This is a genomic window from Desulfitobacterium sp. THU1, assembly GCF_038181555.1.
Lineage (GTDB): Bacteria > Bacillota > Desulfitobacteriia > Desulfitobacteriales > Desulfitobacteriaceae > Desulfitobacterium.
Genome location: NZ_JBBWUA010000017.1, coordinates 12,368 through 37,174, shown reverse-complemented (window position 1 = coordinate 37,174; position 24,807 = coordinate 12,368). Strand labels below are relative to the sequence as shown.

The 24,807-nt window shown below is 44.5% G+C and carries 25 protein-coding genes; all 25 read left to right on the top strand.

Annotated elements, in window-relative coordinates; all coding sequences use genetic code 11:
* Positions 1 to 50 precede the first annotated feature (50 nt).
* The 25 genes from AAC978_RS12630 (at position 51) to AAC978_RS12510 (ending at position 24,780) form a co-directional block, all read left to right on the top strand.
* Complete coding sequence (locus AAC978_RS12630; protein WP_341548421.1) at positions 51 to 1,031, top strand: FecCD family ABC transporter permease; 981 nt, start codon at positions 51 to 53, stop codon at positions 1,029 to 1,031.
* Positions 1,028 to 1,810: an ABC transporter ATP-binding protein gene (locus tag AAC978_RS12625; protein WP_341548420.1), complete on the top strand. Its 783-nt coding sequence runs from the start codon at positions 1,028 to 1,030 to the stop codon at positions 1,808 to 1,810. The genes AAC978_RS12630 and AAC978_RS12625 overlap by 4 nt, the downstream gene beginning before the upstream one ends.
* Before the next feature lie 22 nt (positions 1,811 to 1,832).
* Entirely contained in the window at positions 1,833 to 2,936 is a 1,104-nt protein-coding gene (locus AAC978_RS12620) for an ABC transporter substrate-binding protein (protein WP_341548419.1), read from the top strand.
* Positions 2,937 to 2,984: 48 nt separating this feature from the next.
* Positions 2,985 to 3,551, top strand: coding sequence for a nucleoside-triphosphatase (locus tag AAC978_RS12615; protein ID WP_341548418.1), 567 nt, complete (start codon positions 2,985 to 2,987; stop codon positions 3,549 to 3,551).
* A 358-nt stretch (positions 3,552 to 3,909) separates the two neighbouring features.
* Positions 3,910 to 4,389 carry a GNAT family N-acetyltransferase gene (locus AAC978_RS12610; RefSeq protein WP_341548417.1) on the top strand — a complete coding sequence of 160 codons (480 nt, stop codon included), beginning with the start codon at positions 3,910 to 3,912 and terminating at the stop codon, positions 4,387 to 4,389.
* Complete coding sequence (locus tag AAC978_RS12605; RefSeq protein ID WP_341548416.1) at positions 4,386 to 5,228, top strand: TIGR04282 family arsenosugar biosynthesis glycosyltransferase; 843 nt, start codon at positions 4,386 to 4,388, stop codon at positions 5,226 to 5,228. The genes AAC978_RS12610 and AAC978_RS12605 overlap by 4 nt, the downstream gene beginning before the upstream one ends.
* 52 nt (positions 5,229 to 5,280) lie before the next feature.
* A complete protein-coding gene (locus AAC978_RS12600; RefSeq protein ID WP_341548415.1) occupies positions 5,281 to 6,312 on the top strand; it encodes an NADH:flavin oxidoreductase in 1,032 nt (343 codons plus the stop codon).
* Positions 6,313 to 6,349: 37 nt separating this feature from the next.
* Positions 6,350 to 7,609 (top strand): ABC transporter substrate-binding protein, encoded by a 1,260-nt coding sequence (locus AAC978_RS12595; protein WP_341548414.1) that lies wholly within the window; start codon positions 6,350 to 6,352, stop codon positions 7,607 to 7,609.
* Complete coding sequence (locus AAC978_RS12590; protein WP_341548412.1) at positions 7,599 to 8,480, top strand: ABC transporter permease; 882 nt, start codon at positions 7,599 to 7,601, stop codon at positions 8,478 to 8,480. The genes AAC978_RS12595 and AAC978_RS12590 overlap by 11 nt, the downstream gene beginning before the upstream one ends.
* 36 nt (positions 8,481 to 8,516) lie before the next feature.
* A complete protein-coding gene (locus AAC978_RS12585) occupies positions 8,517 to 9,323 on the top strand; it encodes an ABC transporter permease (RefSeq protein ID WP_341548411.1) in 807 nt (268 codons plus the stop codon).
* 49 nt (positions 9,324 to 9,372) lie between these two features.
* A complete protein-coding gene (locus tag AAC978_RS12580; RefSeq protein WP_341548409.1) occupies positions 9,373 to 10,431 on the top strand; it encodes an ABC transporter ATP-binding protein in 1,059 nt (352 codons plus the stop codon).
* A gap of 92 nt (positions 10,432 to 10,523) precedes the next feature.
* Complete coding sequence (locus AAC978_RS12575) at positions 10,524 to 11,657, top strand: aminoglycoside phosphotransferase family protein (RefSeq protein ID WP_341548408.1); 1,134 nt, start codon at positions 10,524 to 10,526, stop codon at positions 11,655 to 11,657.
* A 36-nt stretch (positions 11,658 to 11,693) separates the two neighbouring features.
* Positions 11,694 to 12,983 (top strand): trigger factor, encoded by a 1,290-nt coding sequence (gene tig, locus AAC978_RS12570; protein WP_341548407.1) that lies wholly within the window; start codon positions 11,694 to 11,696, stop codon positions 12,981 to 12,983.
* Between the two features lie 60 nt (positions 12,984 to 13,043).
* Positions 13,044 to 13,298 carry a hypothetical protein gene (locus AAC978_RS12565; RefSeq protein WP_341548406.1) on the top strand — a complete coding sequence of 85 codons (255 nt, stop codon included), beginning with the start codon at positions 13,044 to 13,046 and terminating at the stop codon, positions 13,296 to 13,298.
* A gap of 64 nt (positions 13,299 to 13,362) precedes the next feature.
* The gene (locus AAC978_RS12560; RefSeq protein WP_341548405.1) at positions 13,363 to 14,607 is read left to right on the top strand and encodes an L-lactate MFS transporter; all 1,245 of its coding nucleotides are present in this window, start codon (positions 13,363 to 13,365) and stop codon (positions 14,605 to 14,607) included.
* Between the two features lie 162 nt (positions 14,608 to 14,769).
* On the top strand, positions 14,770 to 15,888 hold the full coding sequence (locus AAC978_RS12555; protein WP_341548403.1) for a (Fe-S)-binding protein: 1,119 nt from the start codon (positions 14,770 to 14,772) through the stop codon (positions 15,886 to 15,888).
* Between the two features lie 75 nt (positions 15,889 to 15,963).
* On the top strand, positions 15,964 to 17,103 hold the full coding sequence (locus AAC978_RS12550; RefSeq protein WP_341548402.1) for a (Fe-S)-binding protein: 1,140 nt from the start codon (positions 15,964 to 15,966) through the stop codon (positions 17,101 to 17,103).
* A 74-nt stretch (positions 17,104 to 17,177) separates the two neighbouring features.
* The gene (locus AAC978_RS12545; RefSeq protein WP_341548401.1) at positions 17,178 to 18,143 is read left to right on the top strand and encodes a DUF169 domain-containing protein; all 966 of its coding nucleotides are present in this window, start codon (positions 17,178 to 17,180) and stop codon (positions 18,141 to 18,143) included.
* 11 nt (positions 18,144 to 18,154) lie between these two features.
* Entirely contained in the window at positions 18,155 to 18,940 is a 786-nt protein-coding gene (locus AAC978_RS12540) for an MBL fold metallo-hydrolase (protein ID WP_341548400.1), read from the top strand.
* A gap of 488 nt (positions 18,941 to 19,428) precedes the next feature.
* Positions 19,429 to 21,663 (top strand): molybdopterin-dependent oxidoreductase, encoded by a 2,235-nt coding sequence (locus AAC978_RS12535; RefSeq protein ID WP_341548399.1) that lies wholly within the window; start codon positions 19,429 to 19,431, stop codon positions 21,661 to 21,663.
* 28 nt (positions 21,664 to 21,691) lie between these two features.
* On the top strand, positions 21,692 to 22,027 hold the full coding sequence (locus AAC978_RS12530; RefSeq protein ID WP_341548398.1) for a 4Fe-4S dicluster domain-containing protein: 336 nt from the start codon (positions 21,692 to 21,694) through the stop codon (positions 22,025 to 22,027).
* Between the two features lie 175 nt (positions 22,028 to 22,202).
* Complete coding sequence (locus tag AAC978_RS12525; protein WP_341548397.1) at positions 22,203 to 22,427, top strand: hypothetical protein; 225 nt, start codon at positions 22,203 to 22,205, stop codon at positions 22,425 to 22,427.
* 15 nt (positions 22,428 to 22,442) lie between these two features.
* Complete coding sequence (locus tag AAC978_RS12520) at positions 22,443 to 22,718, top strand: Mpv17/PMP22 family protein (RefSeq protein ID WP_341548396.1); 276 nt, start codon at positions 22,443 to 22,445, stop codon at positions 22,716 to 22,718.
* A 227-nt stretch (positions 22,719 to 22,945) separates the two neighbouring features.
* Positions 22,946 to 23,089: a hypothetical protein gene (locus tag AAC978_RS12515; RefSeq protein ID WP_341548395.1), complete on the top strand. Its 144-nt coding sequence runs from the start codon at positions 22,946 to 22,948 to the stop codon at positions 23,087 to 23,089.
* Between the two features lie 197 nt (positions 23,090 to 23,286).
* The gene (locus AAC978_RS12510; protein WP_341548394.1) at positions 23,287 to 24,780 is read left to right on the top strand and encodes an MFS transporter; all 1,494 of its coding nucleotides are present in this window, start codon (positions 23,287 to 23,289) and stop codon (positions 24,778 to 24,780) included.
* Positions 24,781 to 24,807 lie beyond the last annotated feature (27 nt).

The following is a 24,807-nucleotide window of genomic DNA, read 5'->3' as shown; positions in this document are numbered from 1 at the left end:
GCAGCTCATTCCATAGTGACAGATCGAGCAGATTAAGGCCGATTCTGTTAATGATCATTATCATATTTTTATCAATCATCGCACTTTCTGTCGGTAGATATCCCATTCACCCAGTGGATGTTTGGGGTACATTGGCAAGACAACTATTTGGCGTTGAAACTACAGTATCTTCCACGGTTCAAACCATCATCTTCGATATCCGTATTCCGCGCATTCTCGGTGCTATTCTGATCGGTTTTGCTTTATCCGTTTCCGGTGCGGCTTTTCAGGGTACATTCAGAAACCCACTGGTTTCTCCAGATATTTTAGGTGTATCCGCAGGTGCTGGGTTTGGAGCGACCTTGGCCATCCTTTATTCTTGGGGTAGTCTGGGGATCACAGTATCCGCTTTTGTCTTTGGTCTGTTAGCTGTAGGGCTTACTTATTTTATCGGCAACAAAATAAAAAATTCGGGTGAGATAACCCTTATCCTGGTTCTTGGTGGCATGTTAGTCGGGACGGTTTTTACCTCATTGGTTTCTCTGATTAAATGTGTGGCAGACCCTTATGAAAAACTACCGGCAATTACCTATTGGCTGATGGGTAGTTTGAGTTCTATCCAAATGAAAGATATCACTATGGTTCTTCCGTGCATGATCATTGGCATTATTCCCCTCTGGCTTTTGCGCTGGAAGTTAAACCTCTTGGCCTTTGGTGATGAAGAGGCCAAGAGTATGGGAGTCGACACAGATAGATTACGTTTGATCGTCATTATTTGTGCAACCTTTCTCACTGCTACTGCAGTTTCCATCAGCGGCATGATTGGCTGGGTTGGTCTGGTTATCCCTCATTTCGCCCGAGCAATCACAGGGCCTAATTACCAGAAGTTGCTCCCTGTATCCATATTGGTGGGGGGATCTTTCTTGCTTGTGGTAGATACCTTAGCTCGCAGTTTATTGTCAATGGAGATTCCTTTAGGGATTCTAACCTCTCTGATTGGGGCTCCCTTCTTCGTTTATCTCTTATCACATAGTAGGAGGGGTTGGAATTGAGTTTAGAAATAAGAAACCTTTCCTTTGGTTATAATCAAAGGCTAACTTTTGAAAACGTATCCTTTACGGTAGAAAAAGGGGAGGTTGTCTGTTTGCTTGGGGCAAATGGCGCTGGCAAGACAACGTTGTTCAAGACGGTTTTAGGACTATATCAAGCTAGGCAGGGGCAGGTGATTATTAATGGTAAGGACGTAAGTCATAGTAGTCGTCGAGAACTTGCCAAAGTCATGGGTTATGTTCCTCAAAACCACATTCCCCCTTTTCCCTATTCTGTGATGGATGTAGTTCTCATGGGGAGGACGGCTCACATTAATAATTACGCGGTCCCTTCTGATCGCGATCTAGAGCTTGCTCAAGAGGTTATGAGGAATGTAAATATTTCCTACTTAGAGGATAAAAATTACACGGAAATCAGCGGTGGTGAACGGCAGTTGGTTTTGATTGCTCGAGCCCTGGCCCAGCAGCCGCAGATTTTAGTCATGGACGAGCCGGCTTCAAGTCTTGATTACGGTAACCAAATCCGGCTGCTCAGCCATGTCAAACGTCTAGCTAAACAGGGACTCAGTATTATTATGTCAACCCATTCCCCCGAGCATGCCCTTTATTGTGATGCTAAGGTAATTATGTTGAAGGATGGTCATATTTTGTGCTCGGGCGCAGCGGAGGAAGTGATTACTGAAGGAAATTTGCACAAGATTTATGGTATTGATGTGGAGATCACTAATGCCACGGTAAAAAACGGTGAACAAAAGAAAATCTGTATTCCAGTCGTAGCCTAAAATTAAAGGAGGATATAGCGTCATGAAACGAAAAGCTTTTATCAGTATTACCCTAGCTTTATTCCTAGTGACTTTTTTGGCTGGATGCAGTCAGCAAGGAAGCAGTCAAGGGCAAAGCGAGCAACCCCCCAGTGCGAAGAATCAGGTGATTACGGATATGGCCGGCCGTCAAGTTGAAGTGCCGACGATCATCAACAAGGTATATTCCACTTCAGCTACGGGTAGTGTTTTTCTATATACTTTATCACCCCAAAAACTCGCCGGTTGGAATAGTAAATTGAGGGATGATGAGAAACGATTTGTCGCCACAGAATATCAGAATTTACCGGATCTAGGACGGTGGAAAGGAACTACGCCTACAGGAAGTATTGAAGAATTGCTCAAGGCTGCTCCGGATATCATTATAAGTGTAGGAGATGTATCTCCTGAATATATCGGTGAAGCGGATGAGATCCAGAAGCAGACTGGAATTCCAGTGCTTATGATCGATGGCAGCCTTGAGTATACAGCAGAGGCTTATCGTTTTTTAGGTAATTTAATCGGCGAATCTGAACGGGCAGAGCAATTAGCCACTTACTGTAACAAAACTCTAGAAAGAATAAAGGCCAACTCTCAATCATTAGCTGACGCAGAAAAGGTCCCGGTATACTACGCCGAAGGGGTAGAGGGATTAGAAACAGAAATCAGTGGAACAGTCAACTCAGAAGCTTTTGATCTCTCTGGAGCGAATAATGTTGCCGTACCAGCGACACAAGATGTTCGTCGTATGCAAGTGTCCATCGAACAGATATTAAAATGGAACCCTGAAGTGATCATCATTAGTACCGATGGGGATACGACACATGCTCTATACGAGAATATCTTGAAAGATAAAAGTTGGGCTAATCTAGATGCCGTTAAAAATGGGGAAGTCTACGAAATCCCCAGTGCTCCCTATGATTGGATCAATCGCCCACCTTCCGTTGTACGGTTTATCGGCGTACAGTGGTTATCCTCGTTGCTTTATCCAGAGCTTGTTCAAAATGATATTCGGCAAGATGTTAATGACTTTTATTCGTTGTTTTTCAACTATGATATGAGTGACTCCGAAATTGATGAACTACTGGCCACTTCTATGCGCAAATAAACACAATAAACCAAGTATAGTGTAGATAGGCCATAAAAGGAGTAAGGAATGCCCAATAATCTACTGATCACTGGACAGATTAGGTCAGGGAAATCCACCCTCTTGAAATCCATGATTGACCCTCTAAAATCTATGACGGGCGGATATTTTGTCCAAAGACTATTTGTCCAAGAGGAAACTCGAGCTTTTCGCCTTGTGGATATAGCTCAAGAAAGTTATTTACCCAATCGTCATGTTGAAGATGTAAAGGCTTTTTCTGACATCATCATGATCAAGGGGGAGGGAAGTCCCATAAATTATGAGGTGTTTAGAACCATAGGGACATCCTCCTTAAGGTCCGCTGGTGAAAAAAAACAACTGATACTTATGGATGAGTTGGGAACAATGGAAACTGCCGTTCCGGAGTTTAAGGAAGCAGTAACCCAAGCTTTAGATAAGGATATCACTGTTTTAGGAGTATTAAAAAAGAAGGCCAATCCTTTTCTAGATCAAATTAAAGCCCGACCTGATGTTCTTGTCTTAGATATGGATTATTGGGGCCCTGATAGGGTACGGGAAGAAGTACGCAAATTCTTAGCGAAAAATCATTATTTAGAGGTAAACAACGACGCTTAGAAATTCCCCCTTTGGTCTAGATATCATTCCTATTTCTAACCATCACCTTGAAGTGTCAATGAGGGGATGGTTTTTTTACTATTGTACTATCATGTGCTTGTGGGAACTTGAAGAAGGTGAAATTAGCCTGAATCACAACCAGGGTGTCTCAAAATGAAAATTTTATTCCCCAAATTGAAATTATAACTGCAAAAGTCAAAAGATCTTTTCTAGTGAAAATGGGCATTTAGTACTAATACAGGGATTTTCTCACATTGGCATGATTCTTGCTGTAAATAATGTTAGGGCCTAAAGAGAATAGCCATGACAATTGAAAAAAGCAAGATTCATAACAAGAAAGGAGGCCAATAGTACACACATGGCTGTAAGAATTACGTTTGCTCAAGACGAAGAGGAAGATCAAGTGATGAAGATCGTCACGGAGTATGAGATGGGAATGCCTGGCGAGATTGATGAGATTTTAATAGCTAAGCGAGGACAGGAGGTCCTAGCGGCAGCAAAGATCGTAGAGTCCGATGATGGACAGTTTTTCTTAGAAGTCATTGGGGTTAAAGAGAGTTTCCGCTCCCAAGGACTAGGGAAAAGCCTTCTTGGTAGGATTCTTGAAAACCCATGGAAGTGCTGCAAATATTCAATTTCAGAAGCAGAGGACCAAGAAGAGTATTCCTTATCCACTTTAGCTCGAGGGTACGCCGTGGGATTCTATCAAAGGTTGGGTTTTCGAACCTGCAGCCTCTCGGAGATACCGGAATATTACAGGGAACAATGTGAAGAATGTACTGACCGTCTAGAGTGTGAACCTATGCCGATGATTTATTGTGGAGGGAATAAGAAATGAAAAAAGCAATACTGGTATTCACAAAAGTACCCAAAGTCGGGGACTGTAAGACTCGTTTGACTGAAGCCCGGGGAGGTATTCTTACTTACGAAGAGGCGACCGAATTCTACGAAGCGTGTTTATTAGATGTCATAGATGTTTGTCTCACTGTAGAAGAAGCCGATTTCTGGATTTGCTATAACCAAGAAGGCGATCGAAATTATCTGAATACCCTTATAGCTCACTTGAAGCATTCGAAACGCATTGCTGGAGTATTTCCTGATCAAGGTGGCTCCTTCGATGAATGTATGCAATACGCCATGGATTACATCCTTAAGTCCGGAGCCGAAGATCGTCTTGCTGACGCTCTTCTCATCAGCGGTGGAGATTTGCCCACCCTTCAACCCTATGTTCTCAAAGATGCTCTGAAAAAGTTGGAGTATTTAAACCAGACTGAAGCAGGTCAGAAAGTAGCCTTCAATAAGGTCCAGGCTAACGATGGAACGGCTATTGGGTCAGCATTAGTCGAAGGAGCCTGCCAAGAAGGGGGATTCTCCTTAGTGGGACTAACCTGTACCACAGACTTTAACTTCTATTCCGTGTTCTACAACATGGAGGGGGTTACTGCATTAGATATGCTGGCAACTAAGGCCATCAAGGAAGAGATTCCCCTAGCCTATGTGGAGGAAGTCCCCGATATCGATATTCCTGTGGACCTAGCCAGTCAGCTTCCCATGCTTCGGATTATCGAGCATGCTGCGAAATATGATTCCTCCCTTACAGTGCCTCGTAGAACCATCGATATCTTAAACAAAATGGGGATCGAATCCGTTGCATTACCACCGGATAAAGGAAACTAACTTCAAAAGGAGTAAATTCTTCTAAAGTTTTGGCCGGAATGGCCAGGGGGTGATGATTATATTACCACTATATACTCCTATCCAAATAAAAAATTTAGTCATCAAAAACAGAATTGTCATGGCTCCCATGGCCTTGGATATTGCTACTGAGTTAGGAGCAATAAACCACAAGATCATCGAACACTACAGGATACGTACTCGCGGGGTCGGAATGGTTATTGTCGAGCACACTTACATCAACCCCGTGGGGAAAGCTCATCCCTATCAATTAGGGATATATGACGATTCTTTGATTCCAGGGCTAGAGCATTTGGCGGCCGAGATTAGTGGGCAGGGAGTCGCTGTAGGCATCCAGATCAGCCATGCTGGAGCGCGTTCCTTAGACTATCCTTATGCTCCGTCCAGTATCCAGTCCCAGTATCTAACGCGTTTCGGATGTAGGGATAAAAATAGCTATCGCGTCCTGCCCAAAAAACTAAGCCCTTTAGATATCGAGGATATCGTAATTGACTTTGCCCGAGCAGCACGTCGAGCCCAAAAAGCAGGGTTTGACTTTGTAGAAATTCACGGTGCTCACGGGTATTTACTTAATCAATTTTATTCACCACTCACTAATCTCCGTCGCGACGAGTACGGTGGCTCCTTAGAGCGACGTCTGACCCTTCCGGTTGAAGTCGTGAAAAAAGTTAGGCGGGCTATTGGCAAGAATATGCCCATATTTTATCGGTTAGGTGCCGACGATCGCCTCCCCGGTGGCAATACTTTGGACAATAGTGTTATTGCAGCTCAAGTCTTAGAGGCAGCAGGGGTGGATTGTTTAGATCTCTCCGGCGGAATCTCTGGCTATCTCCAAAACGGTCCAGAAGGTTTCTTTGCCTATATGGCGGAAAGGATCAAACCCCATGTCAACATCCCCATCATCACTACGGGAGGGATAAAGACAGGAAACAGAGCCAATGAGATCATTGCCAGTGGAATAGCTGATTTCGTAGGAGTTGGCCGGGCGCTGCTCAAGGAAAGTGAGTGGGCCTACAAAGAATGGGTCAGAATGGGGTCGGGGACTCAGCCATACAAAGTGATCTAATACACAGCTTTTTAAGCTGGACTAGAGAGGGAGAATCATGAAAATAATGCGTCTAGGGATAATAATATCTCTGATAATTGGTCTGTTATTAACTGGTTGCTCAAATTCCAGTAACAAAACCTCTGCAGGTAATATTACTAATCCTATTGAGAAGAGTTGGGAAACCATTCTTGATGAGGCCAAGGGGACCACAGTAAGTTTTTATGGGTGGGGAGGCGATGAACTTACCAACTCCTGGATCGATAACTATGTAGCTCAAAACATGCAAGAACTCTATGGTATTAAAGTCAATCGGGTACCGATGGGCCCTGATGAATACCTCAACAAACTGCTAGGGGAAAAACAAGCCGGCAAAGCCAAGGGAACCATCGACCTCTTATGGATCAACGGCGAGAATTTCCGCACAGCACGTCAAGCAGATTTGCTTTGGGGACCCTTTGCCGAAGATCTCCCCAATTTTCAGAAGTATGTTGACCAGGATGCCCTAGACATCGCTTATGACTTCGGTTATCCTGTCGAAGGCTACGAAGTTCCATGGGGTAAGGCTCAATTTGTCTTTGCCTATGATAGTGCCAAAATCCAAAACCCCCCCAAATCCAGTGCTGAACTCTTAGCATGGGTCAAAGAAAACCCTGGTCGCTTTACCTATCCTGAGCTTCCTGATTTTACGGGTAGTGTTTTTGTCCGCCATCTTATGTATGAACTCTGTGGCGGTTATGAAAGCTTTCCCTACACAGAGGAAGTAGATAAAACAGCTATGGAGACCCAACTCGAACCCTTATGGGATTATTTTACAGACATGAAAAGCTATCTCTGGCGAGAAGGTACTACTTATCCTGCCACGATTAGCGCCCTGCACCAGCTTTTCCAAGATGGAGAAGTGGATATCACCATGACTTATATTCCGGCGTTAATGTCCAGCATGATCGAGCAAGGGCTTGTTCCAGATACGGTGCGCACCTATGTCTGGGATAAGGGGACCATCGGCAATACCCACTTTTTAGCCATTCCTTTTAATGCACCGAACCGAGAGGCGGCGAAGGTATTGGCTGACTTTTTGTTAAGTCCCGCTGCCCAATTGAGTAAATATGAACCGGTGAATTGGGGAGATCTCATAGCCTTAGACGTCAGTAAGCTGGAAAGTGAGAGCGTAGCAAAGCTTGAATCCATGGACCAAGGGGTTGCCACCTTGTCATCAGAAGAACTACAAAGCCATAGCCTTCCGGAAATTGCTTCCGGTTATATACCCGTAATCGAAGAACTCTGGAAAAAAAGAGTTGTTCAAAATGCTAAGTAAGTTTGTCAGTAGAGATACTCTGAAAGGGTACTTATACTTGGCCCCGGCCTTGGCCGTGATCCTATTCTTCTTTTTAGGAGGGTTCCTGATTGCCTTTGTCCAAAGCTTAGGATATTTCCCGGTCATCGGTATGGAAGAATTTACTCTAAAGTATTATAAGGAAGTGTTTCAGAATCCTGAGTTTCTAGAATCCCTGCAGTACACTCTGCATATTTCCTTTATCTCGACGGCCATCGCCACAGTGTTCGGAACAGCTTTAGCTTACTTCTTCTTAAAGACAACTCCTCATAATCCCTTGTTCCATTTTATTCATAAGGTACCAATCGCCGTTCCACACTTAGTTGCTGCCTTGATGATTGTCTTTATCTTATCGCAAGGGGGAATCATCTCCCGTTTATTTGTGAAGGTTGGCTGGATTACGGAAACTGCGGATTTTCCTGCAATTTTCTACACCCAAAATGCCATCGGGATTATCCTGATCTATATCTGGAAAGAGGTACCCTTTGTAACCTTGATGGTTTATACCGTCATGAAGAATATCCACACCAAGTTGGGGGAAGCCGCCGCCACCCTTAAAGCCTCTCAGCTGCAAGTGTTCTGTCATGTAATCCTGCCGTTAAGTATGCCAAGTATTGTCTCTGCATCGGCAATTATCTTTGCCTTTTCCTTTGGGGCCTTTGAGATACCTTTTCTCTTAGGTGCGACTTATCCAAAGACTCTACCTGTTTGGGCTTATTTGAATTTTATCTCTGTCGATCTGTCGGCCCGACCGCTTGCCATGGTGATCAATATGCTAGTCTCCTTGGTCTGTACTGTCTTGATTTTTATCTATTACTTATCCATGCGCAAGTATCTGCGCAAATGGAGCTAGTGACGGTAGCAAAGAAAATCACATGGAGTTTAAGCTATGAAAAATCTAAAAACCCTGCGAGCCATAATTAACCTCATGATCCTCATGGTCATAGTTGTTCCGTTCCTGGTCCTAGTGGTTTGGTCCTTCAGTCAGGGCTGGCCTACCAACGCCCTTTTCCCAAAAGAATGGGGGCTGCGAGGTTGGTCTTACCTCTTTTCACCCGAGAGTAAAATGCTCTCGAGCATAGCTACCAGCACTTTGATTTCCTTAACGGTAACCGTACTGGCCATACTACTCAGCATACCGGCTGGAAAAGCCTTAGGAGTCTATGAATTCAAGGGCAAAAAAGTAGTGGAAATCATAGTCCTAGCGCCTTTGATCATCCCTACGATTACGGTGGGTATGGGGATTCAAATAGTCTTTATCCGCTATGGTCTTACAGACACTCTCTTAGGGGTGATCTTAGTTCATTTGCCTATCGTATTGCCTTATGGTATTCGGATTTTTGCCAGTAGCTATAAGGCTATGGGCATAAAGTGGGAGGAGCAAGCCCAGGTCCTTAAGGCTAAACCTTGGCAAAGGTTTTGGTACGCCACTTTGCCCTTTTTATATCCGGGAATCATTTCAGCCGGAGTGCTCATGTTCAATGTTTCTTTCAGTCAATATTTTTTAACTTATCTGATTGGTGGCGGAAAGATTCTTACTTTGCCGATTTTGCTCTTTCCCTTTGTTAACTCTGGAGATCGGGTGATTGCATCTGGCTTAGGGTTGGTGATTGTAGCCGTTTCCGTAGCGTTTATGGTGATCGTCGAAAAGATAATCTCCAGTCCCGAACAGGAAACTAATTTTTACTATCTATAAGGATTTGGAAATAGAAAATAGCATGTCTGCAGAAGTGGGGAGATTCTCAATGCCGAAAATTATCTTAAAGGAAATGACCAAAGCTTATGAGGGTAATCCTGCCATCGCACGGGTCTCGCTGGAGATTGAGGATGGGGAGCTTTTGGCCTTAGTGGGGCATTCCGGTTGCGGAAAAACTACCTTGCTTCGGCTCATCTCAGGACTTACGGCCGCGGATCAAGGACATATCTGGATTGATGGCGTGGAGGTCACCGGCCAAAAAGCTGAAGAGCGAGACGTGGTGATGGTCTTTCAAGAGAACCTCCTGTTTCCTCATCTTACAGTGGCTGAGAATATTGCTTTCGGTTTAAAAATGCAAAAGGTCCCCCGGAAAAAAAGAACCGAGAAGACCAAGGAAATGCTGGAGCTAATGCAATTACCGAATCTAGGGAAGCGGTATCCTGCGGAGCTATCCGGAGGACAACAGCAAAGAGTAGCTTTAGCCAGGGCCTTGGCCTTGGAGCCCAAAGTTCTGTTATTGGATGAACCCTTATCTAACCTGGATCCCAAACTAAGGGATGAACTAAGGGAGCTTATTTTGCGGCTCCATCGTGAACTGCAGATGACGACTGTTTTAGTTACCCATGATCGGGATGAAGCTATGATGATGGCTGATCGTATCGCAGTTTTGTACTATGGAAAACTGTTGCAGGTTGACCAACCGGTCAATATTTATCGCTACCCTGCGGCACGGGAAGTGGCCAGTCTTTTTGGACAGTGCAATTTTATCCCTGGTTTATTAAAGGACGGGGAATTCCAAACTGAAGACTACCGCTTCACCGTACCGGCTCTGAAGAGAGGAGGCAGAGTGGAAGCTTGCATCCGCAGCGAACACATCAAGATTGCCAGACCACAGGAAGATCGGCCCACGGGAGTGATCCTCGAGAAAAAATACTTGGGCGGCCAAGGAATTCTCAAGATCGGGGTTGGCAACCTGATCTTTGTGGCCCGAGGCAACAACTACTTCGATCTGGATATTGGCAACCAGGTGAGTTTAGATATCGATTGGTCCCAGGTATCCTTTACCAAGGGTGATCATTTTCCCGGCGACCAAACTTCATGCGGATAATCTGGAGTGAATGGAAAGTTTGGTTCCAGGGCAAGCGTTCTTAGGTCACTATTTTCCAGGGCAGGAAGGGTTTGTTTGAAGGGAGGGGTCGGATGTTGCACCAAAATCTGGAGGACAATATCAGAAACTATGTTAATCAACCGGAATTCCAGGATGCACTCCAGGTTAGGGGCGCGGTAAATGTGCAGTTTCTTGCTCAGGGTGAATATAACATGAACTATATTCTCAGTGCCAGGGATCGAAAATTTGTCTTTCGCGTTAATACAGGTAGTCAAATGAATCTGGATAACCAGATCGGCTATGAATATCAGGCCCTGGATCTTTTAAGGGACTCGGGAGTGACCCCTCTTCCTCTTTATCTGGACGCTGAAAGAACAGACATCCCCTATGGTTGCCTGGTGATGGAATATTTGCCTGGAGAACCCTTAAATTATGCTCGGGATCTAATGAAAGCATCCCAGACTTTTGCCAAGATTCATAGCCTTTCTTTTCCAAAAGGGAAGACCGACTTTTTAATCCAGGTGAATGGACCGTTTTCAGTTATATACGATGAGGTGGGGAACTTACTCAGAACCTACATGGAATGCCCACGAGGGAATCTTAAGACCAAAAAACTCTTAGAGAAGGTATTTTTAGTTAGTGGGGATAAGGTCAAGGACGAAAAGTATTTTGGCAATCAGTCCTGGCGGGCGGTCCTGAACACCGAGGTCAATTCCCATAATTTTATTGTCAACGATGAGCAAGGCGCCTGTCACCTGATAGATTGGGAAAAGCCAATCTACGGAGAACCGGCCCAGGATCTCAGCATGTTTTTGATTCGAACCACCACCTTGTGGAAAAGAAATGTCATTCTTTCCGTAGAGCAAGAGGAGCTCTTTTTAGAGAGTTATCTTAAGTCCTACCAAGCCTTTTTGCTGAGACAGAGTTTTCAGGATTTATATGACACCTCTCTAGAACCGACATGCTTTGATAGAGCATCGCCGGAGAAGCATGAACAATACTATTTCGGTCTCGGCAGTAATTTTGAAGATTTAGCGCCAACTCTGCGTGAACGCGTGGAAATGTTTAAGTTTTTTAACCTTCTCAGAGCAATATCCTGGTGTGCCATGGCCTGGACGGAATACACCCAACCGGGCCGCCCTTTAGTCAATGAGGATACTTTCGCTAAAATCCAGATGTATTTAGACGAGGAATTTATTAAAGGAAGCTTTCCGGCAGTTTTCTAAAATTCAAGCACGATGGTGTAGAAGGAGTAAGAGCTGATGAATGCTGTACTAGAGAAAATTGAGAACAGTGAAGCCCATATCCACTTTACTATTAACTACAAGCTATTTGAGGATGCGCTCGAAAAGACCTATAAGAAAAATAAGAAGAACTATCAAGTAGCCGGGTTCCGCAAAGGGAATGTCCCCAGAACTGTGATCGAATCACAATACGGCCCCACTGTCTTTTATCAAGAAGCCTTGGACCTGATCATGCCTGATAAATATCAGGAAGCTTTGGTTAGCCTGGATCTAAAAACGATTGGGGATCCTGATATTGAAGTAGGGGAGATTCAAAAAGATCAAGCCTTAAGTGTGAAAGCCCTTGTACCTGTAATGCCAGAAGTGATTTTAGGCCAACTGGAAGGGATAGAAATCTCCCTGCCTAAGGCCAAGGAGGTAACGCAAGCCGAAATTGAAAAGGTCCTCGCGGATCTTCAACTCAAGAACAAAAAGATATCCGATAAAGAGCTGGATCCTGCGCAAGTGGGTGACACAGTAACCGTCGATTATGATTGTGAATTAGATGGTTCAAAATTTGAACCGGTTGTTGATTACCAGACGATCATTGATGACGACATAGATACTTTAGGCTTTGAAAGTCAACTCATCGGTGCCAAAAAAGGAGATTGTCTTAATCTCGAAAAGACGTTTCCTACAGATTATAGGCAACCACAGCTGGCGGGAAAAACAGCGTACTTTAAAGTTAAGGTGAAAAAGGTTGAGGATATCGAACTACTCCCTGTGGATGACAACTTTGCGCAAAAAGTAGGTAAGGTCAGCACGTTGGAGGAGTTTCGTTCTGAGATCAGGGAAAGTCTCGAGCAAGGAGCAGAACAACGAGTAATTATGCAGCGCAATAACTTGATTCTGCAAGAACTTTTCAATAGATGCCAGCTAGACCTTCCCGAATCGCTGGTTATGCAACGTGCCATGAGCATGCTCGAGCAATTCTCCAAACAGCTGGAGGCCGAAGGGGGAACAATCGACCTTTATCTCCAAATGATGAATAAGAAAAGTGCCGACTTTAAAAAGGAAGTTTGGGAGGATGCTGAAAACTCTCTTAAAGCGGATTATATTCTGGCTAAGATCGTTGAAGAAAAAGGCTATACGGTCAGTGAAGAGGAACTCAACGAAGGGTGCAAGAGGTTTGCCCTCAGTATCAATATGGATCCGGAGAACGCCCAGCAAAACCTTGGACCTCTCGTCAACAAGGTTGAGTATGACCTTAAGGTCGAAAAAGTATTTGATTATCTAGTGGACCAAGCAGCCATTGCTATCGCTGAGTGAGCATCACTTTAGTTAATGGAAAGCTGCAGAAATTATTAACAATTGGGAGGAAGATACACTATGGACAGCTTTAAAGTGATCACTAAAATGGCAGAAGAAGAGGAACTACCGAGCAACCGATTTCCTGAATTTGCAATGCTTTGCCATAAGTGCCAACATGAGTTCAAACTGGAAACAAGTTTTGAAGAAATCGAAAATGCTCAGTGTCCAGCTTGCCAAAGCCAGGATGTGGAAAGCCTCTATGTCGCGTTTCCGGATGATGGACCCGGGTTCCGCAAGAATTTTAATGAATTCAAAAATGGCGGCTGTGATTAAGGACTTAGTGCCATTTCAAAATGCAAGTTGTTTTCACCAAAATTTACAATTAGGAGGAGCCTAGATGAATTATGAGTCTCGGAGATGGGTATCGCTTGTTGCGAGTATTCTTGCCAGTATGTGTGCCGGTCTTGCCTATTCATGGAGTGTTTTTCTCAAACCGCTTAGTAGTATTTTTAACTGGTCGGCGACCGATACGGCATTGTCATTCACACTTTTGATGTCAACAGCGGCTGCTACTGCAATATTCGCCGGCAAAGCTCAGGATTATTTACAACCTAAGTCGGTAATTTTAATTGGAGGAATATTATTTGGTGCAGGTCTTACTGCGATCGGATTTATTCAATCTCTTGCCCAAATGTATACTTGTGTGATTATCGCCGGTATAGGCTTAGGTGCTGTGTATCCCGGAGGAACTATGAGTAATATGATTAAGTTTTTTCCAGATAAGTCGGGCTCAATTTCCGGTTTTGTTTCAGCTGGCTATGGGATCGGCCCTGTAGTTTGGGCACCAATTTCGGTGGCACTGCTTGATCGCTTTGGCATAATTAGTACAATGAAGATTTTGGGTATTGCCTTTATGGTGATCATAGTATTACTGTCACGGCTCGTGACAAAATGTCCGGAGGGATATCGGCCTGAGGGATGGGTTCCTAAGAGTAACATATCTCAGAAAAATACATCAGATAAGAACTGGAGAAAGATGTTGCTGGATCCTTTGTTCTGGCCACTTGCGATTATATTTACTTTAGGAGAAATCACCGGAATGATGATCATTGGTCATGCTTCACCAATAGCACAGGATATGCTTAGAATTACACCAGCTGCAGCAGCGGCAATAGTCATCATATTATCCCTTGCAAATACACTTGGCAAGGTGATTTGGGGTGCTATATCCGATAGAATCGGTCGTTATCCTGTTATTTCTTTCTTGCTGTTGCTTGGAGGAGCTGCTATGTTCGCCTTAACTGTTGTAAATAGCTACAGTACATTCGTTATGTGCTTTATAATCATTGGCTTATGTTATGGTGGTTTTTTATCGGTTATGGCACCTTTAACGGCTGACTTATTCGGTCCTAAGAATCTACCTGTCAATTATGGGATTATGTTTCTTACCGTTGCGATAGCCGCATACGTTGGCCCTCTTCTGGCTTCAGTAGTTAAAGAGGCGAATAATGGAAACTACTCTGATGCCTTTATTATTGCTGCATTACTTAATCTTTTGGGGCTGATTATTTATGGTATATTCCTATTTTTTAAAAAACGCAGGGAGAGTTCCTTAGGAGCACGGCAGTCGATAATTAGTTAGGGGAATTTGCTGTGGAAGTAAGTCTGGGCCTGTGGGCCTAGAGTGAAAAACCATCCGATCTGTTGCGCAGGATGGTCTTTTTCTTAAGGTGAGTTTTTTTCATATTACTAGATTCCACTGTAGATTTGGTTGTAGATTCTTAAGAAGCATAGAGGAGAGATAATGGTGGGATTAGTAGCTAAAGAGTGGAAGAAAGAGATTGCGGAAAATTGCCTAGGCTGCGGTGAATGTGCTGAAAGCTGCCGTATCTTAACCAAGCTGGCTGAGTCGCCAGTAGATATAGCCACAAGAGGAGTTGACTCTGCTGAGGCCTATGGATGTGCACTGTGCGGAAAATGCGAAGCAGTGTGTTCTCTTGGTCTGAGCCCTTTCCGAATGTTTGAGCAGCGCAGGGTTGAAGCCGTGAAAAAAGGAGAGATTGACCTTAACGAGTACCAATATTTGTTTCCGGACCGAAAAGTCACTGTCATGAGCATTTTTAGAGACTATTATGGGATCGATTATTCTGAGCTTAATTCCTCCACTCCGGCGGAAACGGCCTTTTTGCCCGGCTGTACAATGTTAACTTATTCACCGAAGCTCACGAAAAAGGTCTATAGTACGCTAGCCCAGAAGTATGAAAACCCTCTGTTTTTTATTGATTGCTGCGGTATCCCAATGTATCATATCGGATTGCCGGAAAGAGGAGATAAGCTCAAGGCAAGTTTAAGAGATAGAGCTCAGCAATTAGGGGTAAAGCGGTTAGTTGTTGCTTGTCCCAATTGCTATTATCAGTTCACAAAGGAAGCTGCTTTTCAGGATTTAGAGATTATTACTGTCTATGAAGCCTTACAAGCTCAATTTATTACAAGCGAAGGTGATGCAATATATGCCATCCATGATTCTTGTCCTGACCGCTTTGTAGGAGTTTATGCAAAACAGGTTAGGGAGGCTCTTGATTGTAAAGGCTTTCAGCGGGTAGAAATGCAGCATTATGGTCGAGACTCAGTGTGTTGTGGCAGCAGTGGACAACTTGGCCATTTTCGGCCGGAATGGTCGACGGAGCATGAGGTACAGAATATCGAAGAAGCGAAGGAAGCGGGAGCGGATACCTTACTGGCCTATTGTCATGCTTGTGTGCTGAATTTTGGTAATATTACCGATAGCAAGATCAAAGTGCGCCATGTCCTCAATACTTTGCTAGGGTTTGGAGAGAACTATGATGAAGTGAAAGGAAAAGCAGCTGCCATGTTTGAAGGCGAAGCTGGTTATGAACTTTATCTTCAGCTCTTTGCTGACTGAATTGTGGCAGGCCATTATTATTTAAGGACATTTAAGTGGGAAAAGTAACTTGAAATAATTACTTTGAGGGGGGAAATGGCATTGTCCAGCAATGATGAAGTACAATTTGCTTGTCAAGAAATTATTGAGAAATGTGTAAATTGCGGAAGGTGCGTTTCTGAATGTAAATTGTTACAAGATATAGGTGAGGATCTGATAAGTCTGGCGACCCGCCAGCCCACTGTCGGTGAAGCCTATTCATGTACCTTATGTGGCTTATGTGAAGGAGTATGCCCCCTCTCCTTAAGTCCCCGGAAAATGTTTGTGGCGACACGTCATAAAGCGGTTGACGAGCAGGAGATTGACATTGACGACTATAAATATATGTTTCCCGATCGTGAGCTGAATGTTATGAAAATGTATCGGGAAGTCAATAAGTTTGATTACAAAGACCTTAAGGTTGATCAGGAAGGTGAAGTAGCATTTTTTCCAGGTTGTACCCTCCTGACCTATGATCCGAAGTTGATCTATGCTATTGTGGAGAACCTGGAGGCAGAATATCCGGGGGTTACCTTAATAACAGATTGTTGTGGTATACCTTTATACCAACTCGGCTTAAGGGAGCGGGGAGAGAAGTTTAGGCAAGCCTTAAAGGAAAAGCTAAGGCGGTTAAAGGTGAAGTCACTTATTCTGGCGTGCTCGAACTGTTACTATCAGTTAAAAGAGGATGTAAAGGAATTGGGGATCAGACCGCTGACGATCTATGAAGCTCTGAGCGACTCGAGGATTTTCAATACACCCATCGAGGCTAAGGAGGCCCGGGTCGTAACAGTTCATGATTCTTGCCCGGATCGCTTCGCAGGGATATTTGCGCGACAAGCCAGGCAGGCTCTAGCCAAGAAGGGCTATGTATTGGTCGAAATGGAGCATAACAGCGCAAAAGCACTTTGTTGCGGAAGTGGAGGACAGGCGTCTCATTTTGCACCTGAGCTCGCCCGGGGTCTGGTCGAAGCTCGTTTAGAGGAAGTGACCGGATTAGAGGTTGATATTTTAGCCTCCTACTGCTTGGGGTGTGTGCTTAATCTGAGCAAAGATCAAAATGATATCCCTGTTCAGCACGTCTTAAATTTGCTTTTAGATTTGAAACAAGATTTTGCGGGCTTAAAAAAGCAATCGAAAACCATCTTCGAAGGACCTGAGGGAGAGAAATTGTGGGAAAGGATCATGGCTGACTAGCTAATATATAGACCAAGGCAAAGTGTGCAAGGAAAATGCTCTAGGCTAAACTACTTCTAAAAGGAGACATCCAAATGAACTATAAGGAACTAAACAAAATTTTCAAAGAGGCTCTCTCTCTTCGTTGGGATCCCGTCGCTGTGCGAATGATGAGGAATGGGGAAGAAAGACCGCCACAGATGATCGAACCCCCTGTGCCCTTAAGGCACTGTCAATCTATTATTACCGCTAGACGGGGGAATTGTCTCTATATGCCCCCGCGCAGCCATGCTTGCCCTGATGGAACGGGGGTTTTGGGTCTAGTCGAGATGTCTCCTAAGCTGCGTTCAGGCGATCTCTATCTTCTCTTTAAGAAGATGCCCAACATTGAAACTGCTCGTAAAATGATCAGTACCCGTCCAGAGTTTGAGGTAGGAAACTATGAGGCTACATTAGTTGCACCATTGCCTAAGGCGACTTTTGATCCGGATGTGGTGATATTTACCCTTTGGCCAGAGCAGGCAATGTGGCTTTGTTGTGCTCAAACCTATGCCACCGGTCAACGCCAAAACTTTAAAACTTCGGGATTTAATTCAGCTTGTGCGGACTTAATTGTTCAAACTATGAATTCCGAGGAGATGAACATTTCTTTTGGTTGTTACGGAGCACGTGCCTCTAGTGAGATTGACGACTTTGAACTTTATTTGTCCATACCCACGGCCTTACTTGAACCTATTGCCCAAGCTTTGCTAAAATTGTCCGAAAAAAGTATTCCCGAAGAACGAAATAAGATTTATCTCCACCCAGTTATGGATAAAGTGGGCTCCCGCAGATCCCAATCTCAGGCAGAGGGAGATGGGGCAAGGGTCGAACTGTATATTGACACTGAGCAATGTATAGGAGATGGGCTTTGTGTAGACTTTTGCCCTTCCGGAGTTCTGGAAATTGTAGATAGAGAAGGTCGAGAGGTTGCTCAAGCCCTTCACCCTGATCGATGCAGCGCTTGTTATACCTGTGTGGGACAGTGCCCAAATAAGGCAATTCAACTTTCTTATATTTAGGAGGGAAGAAGATGGTAGCTGAATTCAAGCTATTGGGAACCAGCGCGGGCCTCGGTGTCCCTGCCTTTCATTGTAATTGTGTTGCCTGTCGGGAAGCTTTGGCGAACCCTAAGTGGGCAAGAACCCGTAGTGGCGCAGTAATCAACACCGAAGAGGAAACTATCTTAGTGGACGCTTCACCTGATATGAGGGGTCAGTTGCTAAAAGAGGGTATCAAGGCAGTGGATTCTTTATTTATTACCCATTGGCATTATGATCACTTTGGAGGAATTGGCGATTTGGAGTATTACGTTAAGCTAGAGCGCAAGGAACCCGTTAAGTTATTTTTGCCACCTAGCGCTGTTGACTCGTTCTCTAAGGCTTATCCATTTCTGGAAGATGTTTTTGATATTGATACTTGGGAATTTGAGCACAGCTATACCTTCGGTGAACTTAAGCTAACTGTTTTACCAGCAAATCACAGTATTGAGACGGGCGGGATTTTACTAGAAGCAAGAAAAAGTATAGCTTATTTCACAGATACTGCTGGCCTCCCTGAAAAGACTGTTCAACTTATACATGGGGTCGATACCCTAGTTTGTGATGCTACCTTTAATGGCCCGAATTGGTATCCCCATAGTCATATGAGTTGGGAAGAAGCTATCATATTAGGACAAAGTGTTAATGTGAAACAAACGGTACTTACCCATATGGCTATGCACTATAGTGAACCCACCACTGTTGCGGAGATCCAGGATAAACTCAAAACAAATAAGCAAGTAGCAATTGCTTATGATGGCATGTCATTTGAGATATAAACTATAAATAAGCTCTGATAATGGTGAAGAGAACTAAAAAAGTAAATGCTTAATCATATATAATGACACTAATGTAAAACCCTAATCAAAAACCCTAATCACTTAGGGTTTTTTCATTTAAGAACATTCGATTTATACAAAATTGACACAGAAATCACAAAAAAAGACTAAGAGGCAAAAAGGCGTTGTTTAGCGGTTTGTGAAGAACCATACAATCACGCCTATCTCAAACTAGGATTTAATTAGGAAGTAATAGGCAAGGCAAAAGAAGTGCTAAAGCCGCTGATAATGCGGTTTGTGCATTTTAATATTAAGTTGGCACAGTTATTGCTATATATAATAATCGTACAAGTGATTTATTTATACCAGCCAAAAACTTAATGAATCTGTCTATATGGAAGGTAGGCTGGAATCCAAGGGGGTGTACATTAAATAACATAGATTCTTTAATGTATCATCAAGAATTACGAAAGGGTGAGAGTACGAAAATGGAAAAAGAATGGAAGAAATCTCTGGATGACGGTTCTTATACCGTGAGAACGTGTGGATGGTCACCGCCGGGAGATCACCCCGTCGGTTGTGGAATGATTCTGACAGTCAAAGAAGGTAGACTTATCAAAGTTGAAGGAGACCCTGAGCATCCTATCACAAACGGAAGATTGTGTGTAAGATGTTTAACTCTCCCAGAATATACCCATCATCCTCAACGTATCATCTATCCAATGAAGCGTGTTGGTGCCAAAGGTGAAAATAAATGGCAACGGATTTCCTGGGATGAAGCATGGGATACCATCGTCGATAAAATTAACTATTTCAAAGAAAACCATGGTGCTGAATCCATTGTCGTATTTGGTGGAACTGGACGTGAAGCCTGTCTATACTATTACCCACTTGGCTTTGCTTCTATCGGAACACCAAACGTTTGCTACCCACAAAGCGGTTGGTCTTGCTACGGTCCACGCTGTGCTATTACCGATTATATTCTGGGTGCAGGGTATCCCGAGATTGACTTTGCAGGTCACTTCGAAGACCGCTATAATCATCCGGGTTGGAAGCATCCTGAATACCTCATGTTATGGGGTAAAGAACCCTTAAAGTCAAATCCTGATGGTTTCTTTGGCCACTCAGTTATTGATATGATGAAGTTGGGAACAAAGGTCATCATGGTCGACCCAAGAATCAGCTGGTTGGCTACCAGAGCTGAGCATGTACTCCAACTAAGACCTGGTTCTGATACTGCTCTGGCTTTAGGACTACTCCATGTCATCATCAAAGAAGATCTTTATGATCATGATTTCGTTGAAAACTGGTGCTATGGTTGGGATGAATTCGTAGAGAGGGTTATGGAATACCCACCTGAGAAAGTTTCCGAAATCACCTGGGTTCCTACTGAAAAGATTTATGAAGTTGCTCGAGTCTTCGCAAAAGCTAAACCTGCAAGCCTTGGCTGGGGATTAGCTGTTGACCAAAATCCAAATGGGGTCCAACTGGGTCATGCCTTGCTTGCCCTTATCGCTATCACGGGTAACCTCGATACACCTGGTGGTGTTACAATTGGACCACCTGCATCCCTCATGGGAAAATGGCGTATGGAATCTCGTGCCAACCTATCAGAAGAACTTTGGAATAAGAGAATTGGTGCAGAGCAATGGCCGGCAGTTAGTACTGCTTTAGCGACAACTCACCCTGATGAAACCTTGAATACTTTAGAAACAGGTAAACCTTATAAATTGAGAATGGGTTGGTTCAACAGTAGTAACTTTATCACTCCCACTAACTCTGCTCAACCGGACCGTTGGTATCGTGCCCTTCAGTCCCTCGAGTTTAGTGTTGTGCAAGATACCTTCATGACCCCAACGGCAATGGCTTTTGCAGATATTTTCTTACCGCTGCCTACCTTTGCAGAGCATGATGGAGTGGTACTTACTCACTATGGACGTAATGCCGTATTTGCCGGCGCTATGAATAAAGCCTTAACCGTGGGCGAAACGAAGTCTGACCTCGAAGTTTGCTTCGAGCTTGGTAAGAGACTCAATCCAAAAGCATGGCCTTGGGACAATGTTTCCGATTTCTTCAGCGAGCAACTCAAGCCAGATACCGGCTTCGGCTTTGAAGAATTACGTGAAAAAGGTCTCTATCAACCCGGTTATACCTATAAAAAACACGAAAAAGGTCTCTTGAGATTTGATGGTGAGCCCGGCTTTAATACTGTTACTGGAATGGTTGAACTATGCTCTACACTCTTTGAATCTTGGGGCGATGATGCGCTACCCTACCATGAAGAGCCACCTTATAGCCCATACAGCACACCGGAGCTTGCTAAAGAGTATCCCTTAACCTTAACCACAGGAGCTAGAAAGTTTTCTTCCTTCCATTCAGAGCACAGGCATCTCAAAACCTTACGTGAAATTGATCCTAACCCAGAGATGGAACTCCATCCGGAAACCGCAGCTAACCTGGGTATTAAAGAGGGAGATTGGGTCGTAATCGAAAACATGTTTGGTAAGGCCAGGATGGTAGCTCATCTAACTGAGACTATTCATCCGAGAGTCGTCCATGCAACTCATGGCTGGTGGTTCCCAGAAAAAGAGGCCGCAGAGCCTTCACTCTTTGGAGTTTGGGAATCCAATATCAATACCTTGATGCCACATCAACATAATGGAAAACTCGGATTCGGCGATACCTTCAAGAGCATTCTCTGTAAGGTTTATAAAGAAGCTTAAGATTAACTGAAGAAAGGAGGAACTTAGAATGGCTCAATATGGATTAATGATCGACTATGAATACTGTACAGGTTGCCACTCCTGCGAAGTCGCTTGTAAAAACGAAAAAAATCTTCCTGTTGGAAAATGGGGGATTAAACTCACAGAGGTAGGTCCCTGGAAAATTGATGCTGAAAAGTGGGAATGGAACTATGTTCCTGTTCCGACCAACTTCTGTGATGTCTGTGAAGATCGCATTAAGGATGGAAAGAAACCCTCCTGTGTCCTTCATTGCCTAGGTCAAGCTATGGAATATGGTCCAGTTGAAGAGTTGGCTAAAAAGATGGCTGAAAAAGGCAAAAAAGTTGCTATGTTCCTTCCATAAGGTGCTTGGGTATAGTGCCATGACGGTTATTGCAGTAACCGTCATGGCTCCTGAACCCTGTCTCCGACATAAGTAAGCTCGAATGTTTAGCTAAAACATGCTGAGCCCCCTCCAAAGTGAATATCCTAGTTTTCAAACCCTATGGAATCTAACTTTTCTAAGGAGGTTAAATGTCATGACTAACCAAGAATTTTTGGCTCTTGATGATAAAGCGCAACTAAGATATCTTAATGAAGAAGCTGCAAAAGGCGTAAGTTTCAATGAGATTTCCGCTGGAATCAAGATGACTAAAAAGGAACTTGAGAAAATTGGTTTCTACTATGTTAAAGATAAATTTATGCAAAAGCCTATGAAGGGCTATCAAACTACCAAACGTAGTGGAAATGAAGAAAAAAATTAAAAATAGTATTTTGCCGTGTTAGAAAATGAGGAAATTACCAACAAAGTAGGCGGGTTTGCTTGCGTAAGGGTGATTTTGTGTGGGGGGCGTTGCTTTTATGCATTCTGGCTTTCCTGTATTTTCCCACAACAAATAACCCTTCCCTACTTTTGGATTTGGGCAAATTTTGTAACCTTTCTTGTCCCTCCTGAGTACCGGATTATTTCTGCAGCATTTATGTCCATTTGCCTCGGGGGGATTCTTTCTTCAGCCAATAAATTAAAAGCAAGGCAAAAAGGTGTACCAGCTTAAGGTAACTACAATATATTTATTGGTTGACCTGTGTTACTTTTCCTGGATACACAAAATCGGGACAGAGAGTATTACTAATGCTATAATTTAGGAGGTGGTATGAATGTGTTTCAGACCAGCATCTGCATCCAAGCCGATTGAATGTCCCAGTTGCGGGAAGAAAATTCCTGTTGTTGGGGGAGTTAAACAAAAGATATGCCCCTTTTGTAAAGTAGAAATACCACAAAATGAAGAGAAGAATTCTCTCGAAAAGTAAAGTCAGGAAAAGCATTTTCGAAAATGAGAAACTAATCACAAAGATAGACGCGGACGGAAAAGGCGCAGCGGAGCCGTTTGGTAAGCCCCAGACCATGGAGAACATCTCAAATTAAGATCAGTCGCAAATTCGGAAAGAGTGCGAACAAGGGCAGAACCCGGTCGTCATGGGGGTATCCTTAGATTCATATCAATCTTGAGTATACCTGAAATCAGGAATGGTGGAGCGATCACATTGAAGAAAGAATGAAAATAATCCTTGGCTGTCACTACTTGACCGCTTTCTGCCTTTTCCTTAAAAAAGGAGGAAAATATGGACGAAAAAAAGACATTTTCCGTATCCGATGTCATTGATTCCTTAGGCGTGAACAAATTTACCTGGATTACATTTTGTTTCCTCGGTCTGGCGATGATTTTCGACGGTTACGACTTTATGATCGTCAACACAACCAATGCCAAGGTGGCCAGCACGTTCTGGCCGGACAACCCCAACCCCGGCGCTCTTATGGGTTCCTTAACCACGTGGTCGCTCATGGGTATGGTGCTCGGAGGCGCGGTCGGAGGCATCCTGTCCGATAAGTTCGGGCGCAAAACCATGCTGACCCTGGCCGTGCTGTTCTACGGCGCTTTTACCTTGCCGCAGGCGTTCGCCTCCAGCTATGAAATGTTTGCCCTGTTCCGTTTCATCGCCGGCTTCGGTGTCGGTTCCTGCATCCCGGTGGTGACCACGGTATTCGCTGAAACCATGCCGTCCAAAAACCGCGGCGTCTTCGTCACCTTCGGCATGGCGTTCATGGTAGTGGGCTGGGTGCTGGCCGGACTTGTAGGCAATGCCATCCAGAATGTTTCTACTCCCATCATTCCCGGGCTTACCGAGCTCGTCACCTACATGACGAAGGATCCTGTCACCAAGGAGGTCGTGCAGGCGACCATGTACGCCAATTGGCGGATATGTTACCTAATCGGAGCTATCCCAATAATCTACGGCATCTTTCTGCACTTCTTCATGAAGGAAACCTCGGCCTGGTACGTCTCGAAGGGTCGGCTTCAGGACGCCGCCGCCAGTTTGGAACAGATTCAGAAGTCTGTCCGTGGCAGCGCGGATAAGATCGATCCCTCCTCCCTCATCATTCCTCCCAAACCGGCCCGATCCACGCCGGATACCCTGTTCTCCAGGCGCTACATTGTGGCTACCTGCGCCATCTGGTCCTGCTATTTCATCGGCCAGTTCTGCGTTTACGGTATGAACGCCTGGTTGCCGACTTGGTTCAAAGGGATTGGTTATTCGCCGGCTCAGGCTGTCAATCTTCAGACATTCAACAACGTGGCGGCCATAGTCTCCAACATCTCGGTCGGTTTTATGTCGGACTTGGTGGGGCGCAAGCGCAACCTGGCGTTTTCCTGGCTCTTCGCCATCTTTGCCATTATCCTGTGTTCGTTGTTCGTGGTTCCGAACAACTACGGGCTCTGTATCGCCCTCATGCTGCTGTTCGGGTTCGCGCTCAACTATGCCATCACGGCGGTTCAGCCCCTCATGCCTGAGAGTTATCCCACCCAGATGCGCAACATGGGCGTGTCATGGTGCCAGGCTTTCGCGCGCTTCGGCGGCGCGGCCTCACCGATCATTCTCGGTACCCTGTCGACGTCACCCATGTTCTCTTCCGGTGGCACCACCAACTGGTCGTCGCTGGTCCTTGTCCTGATTATTCCGCTGGGGCTCGGCTTTATCTGTACGATGCTGTTCGTCCAGCGGGAGACCAAGGGTAAGTCCATGGACGCTCTGCAGACCGAGATGGAGACGGCCTGACCGTCAGCTAAGGGGACAAAAAGGAGG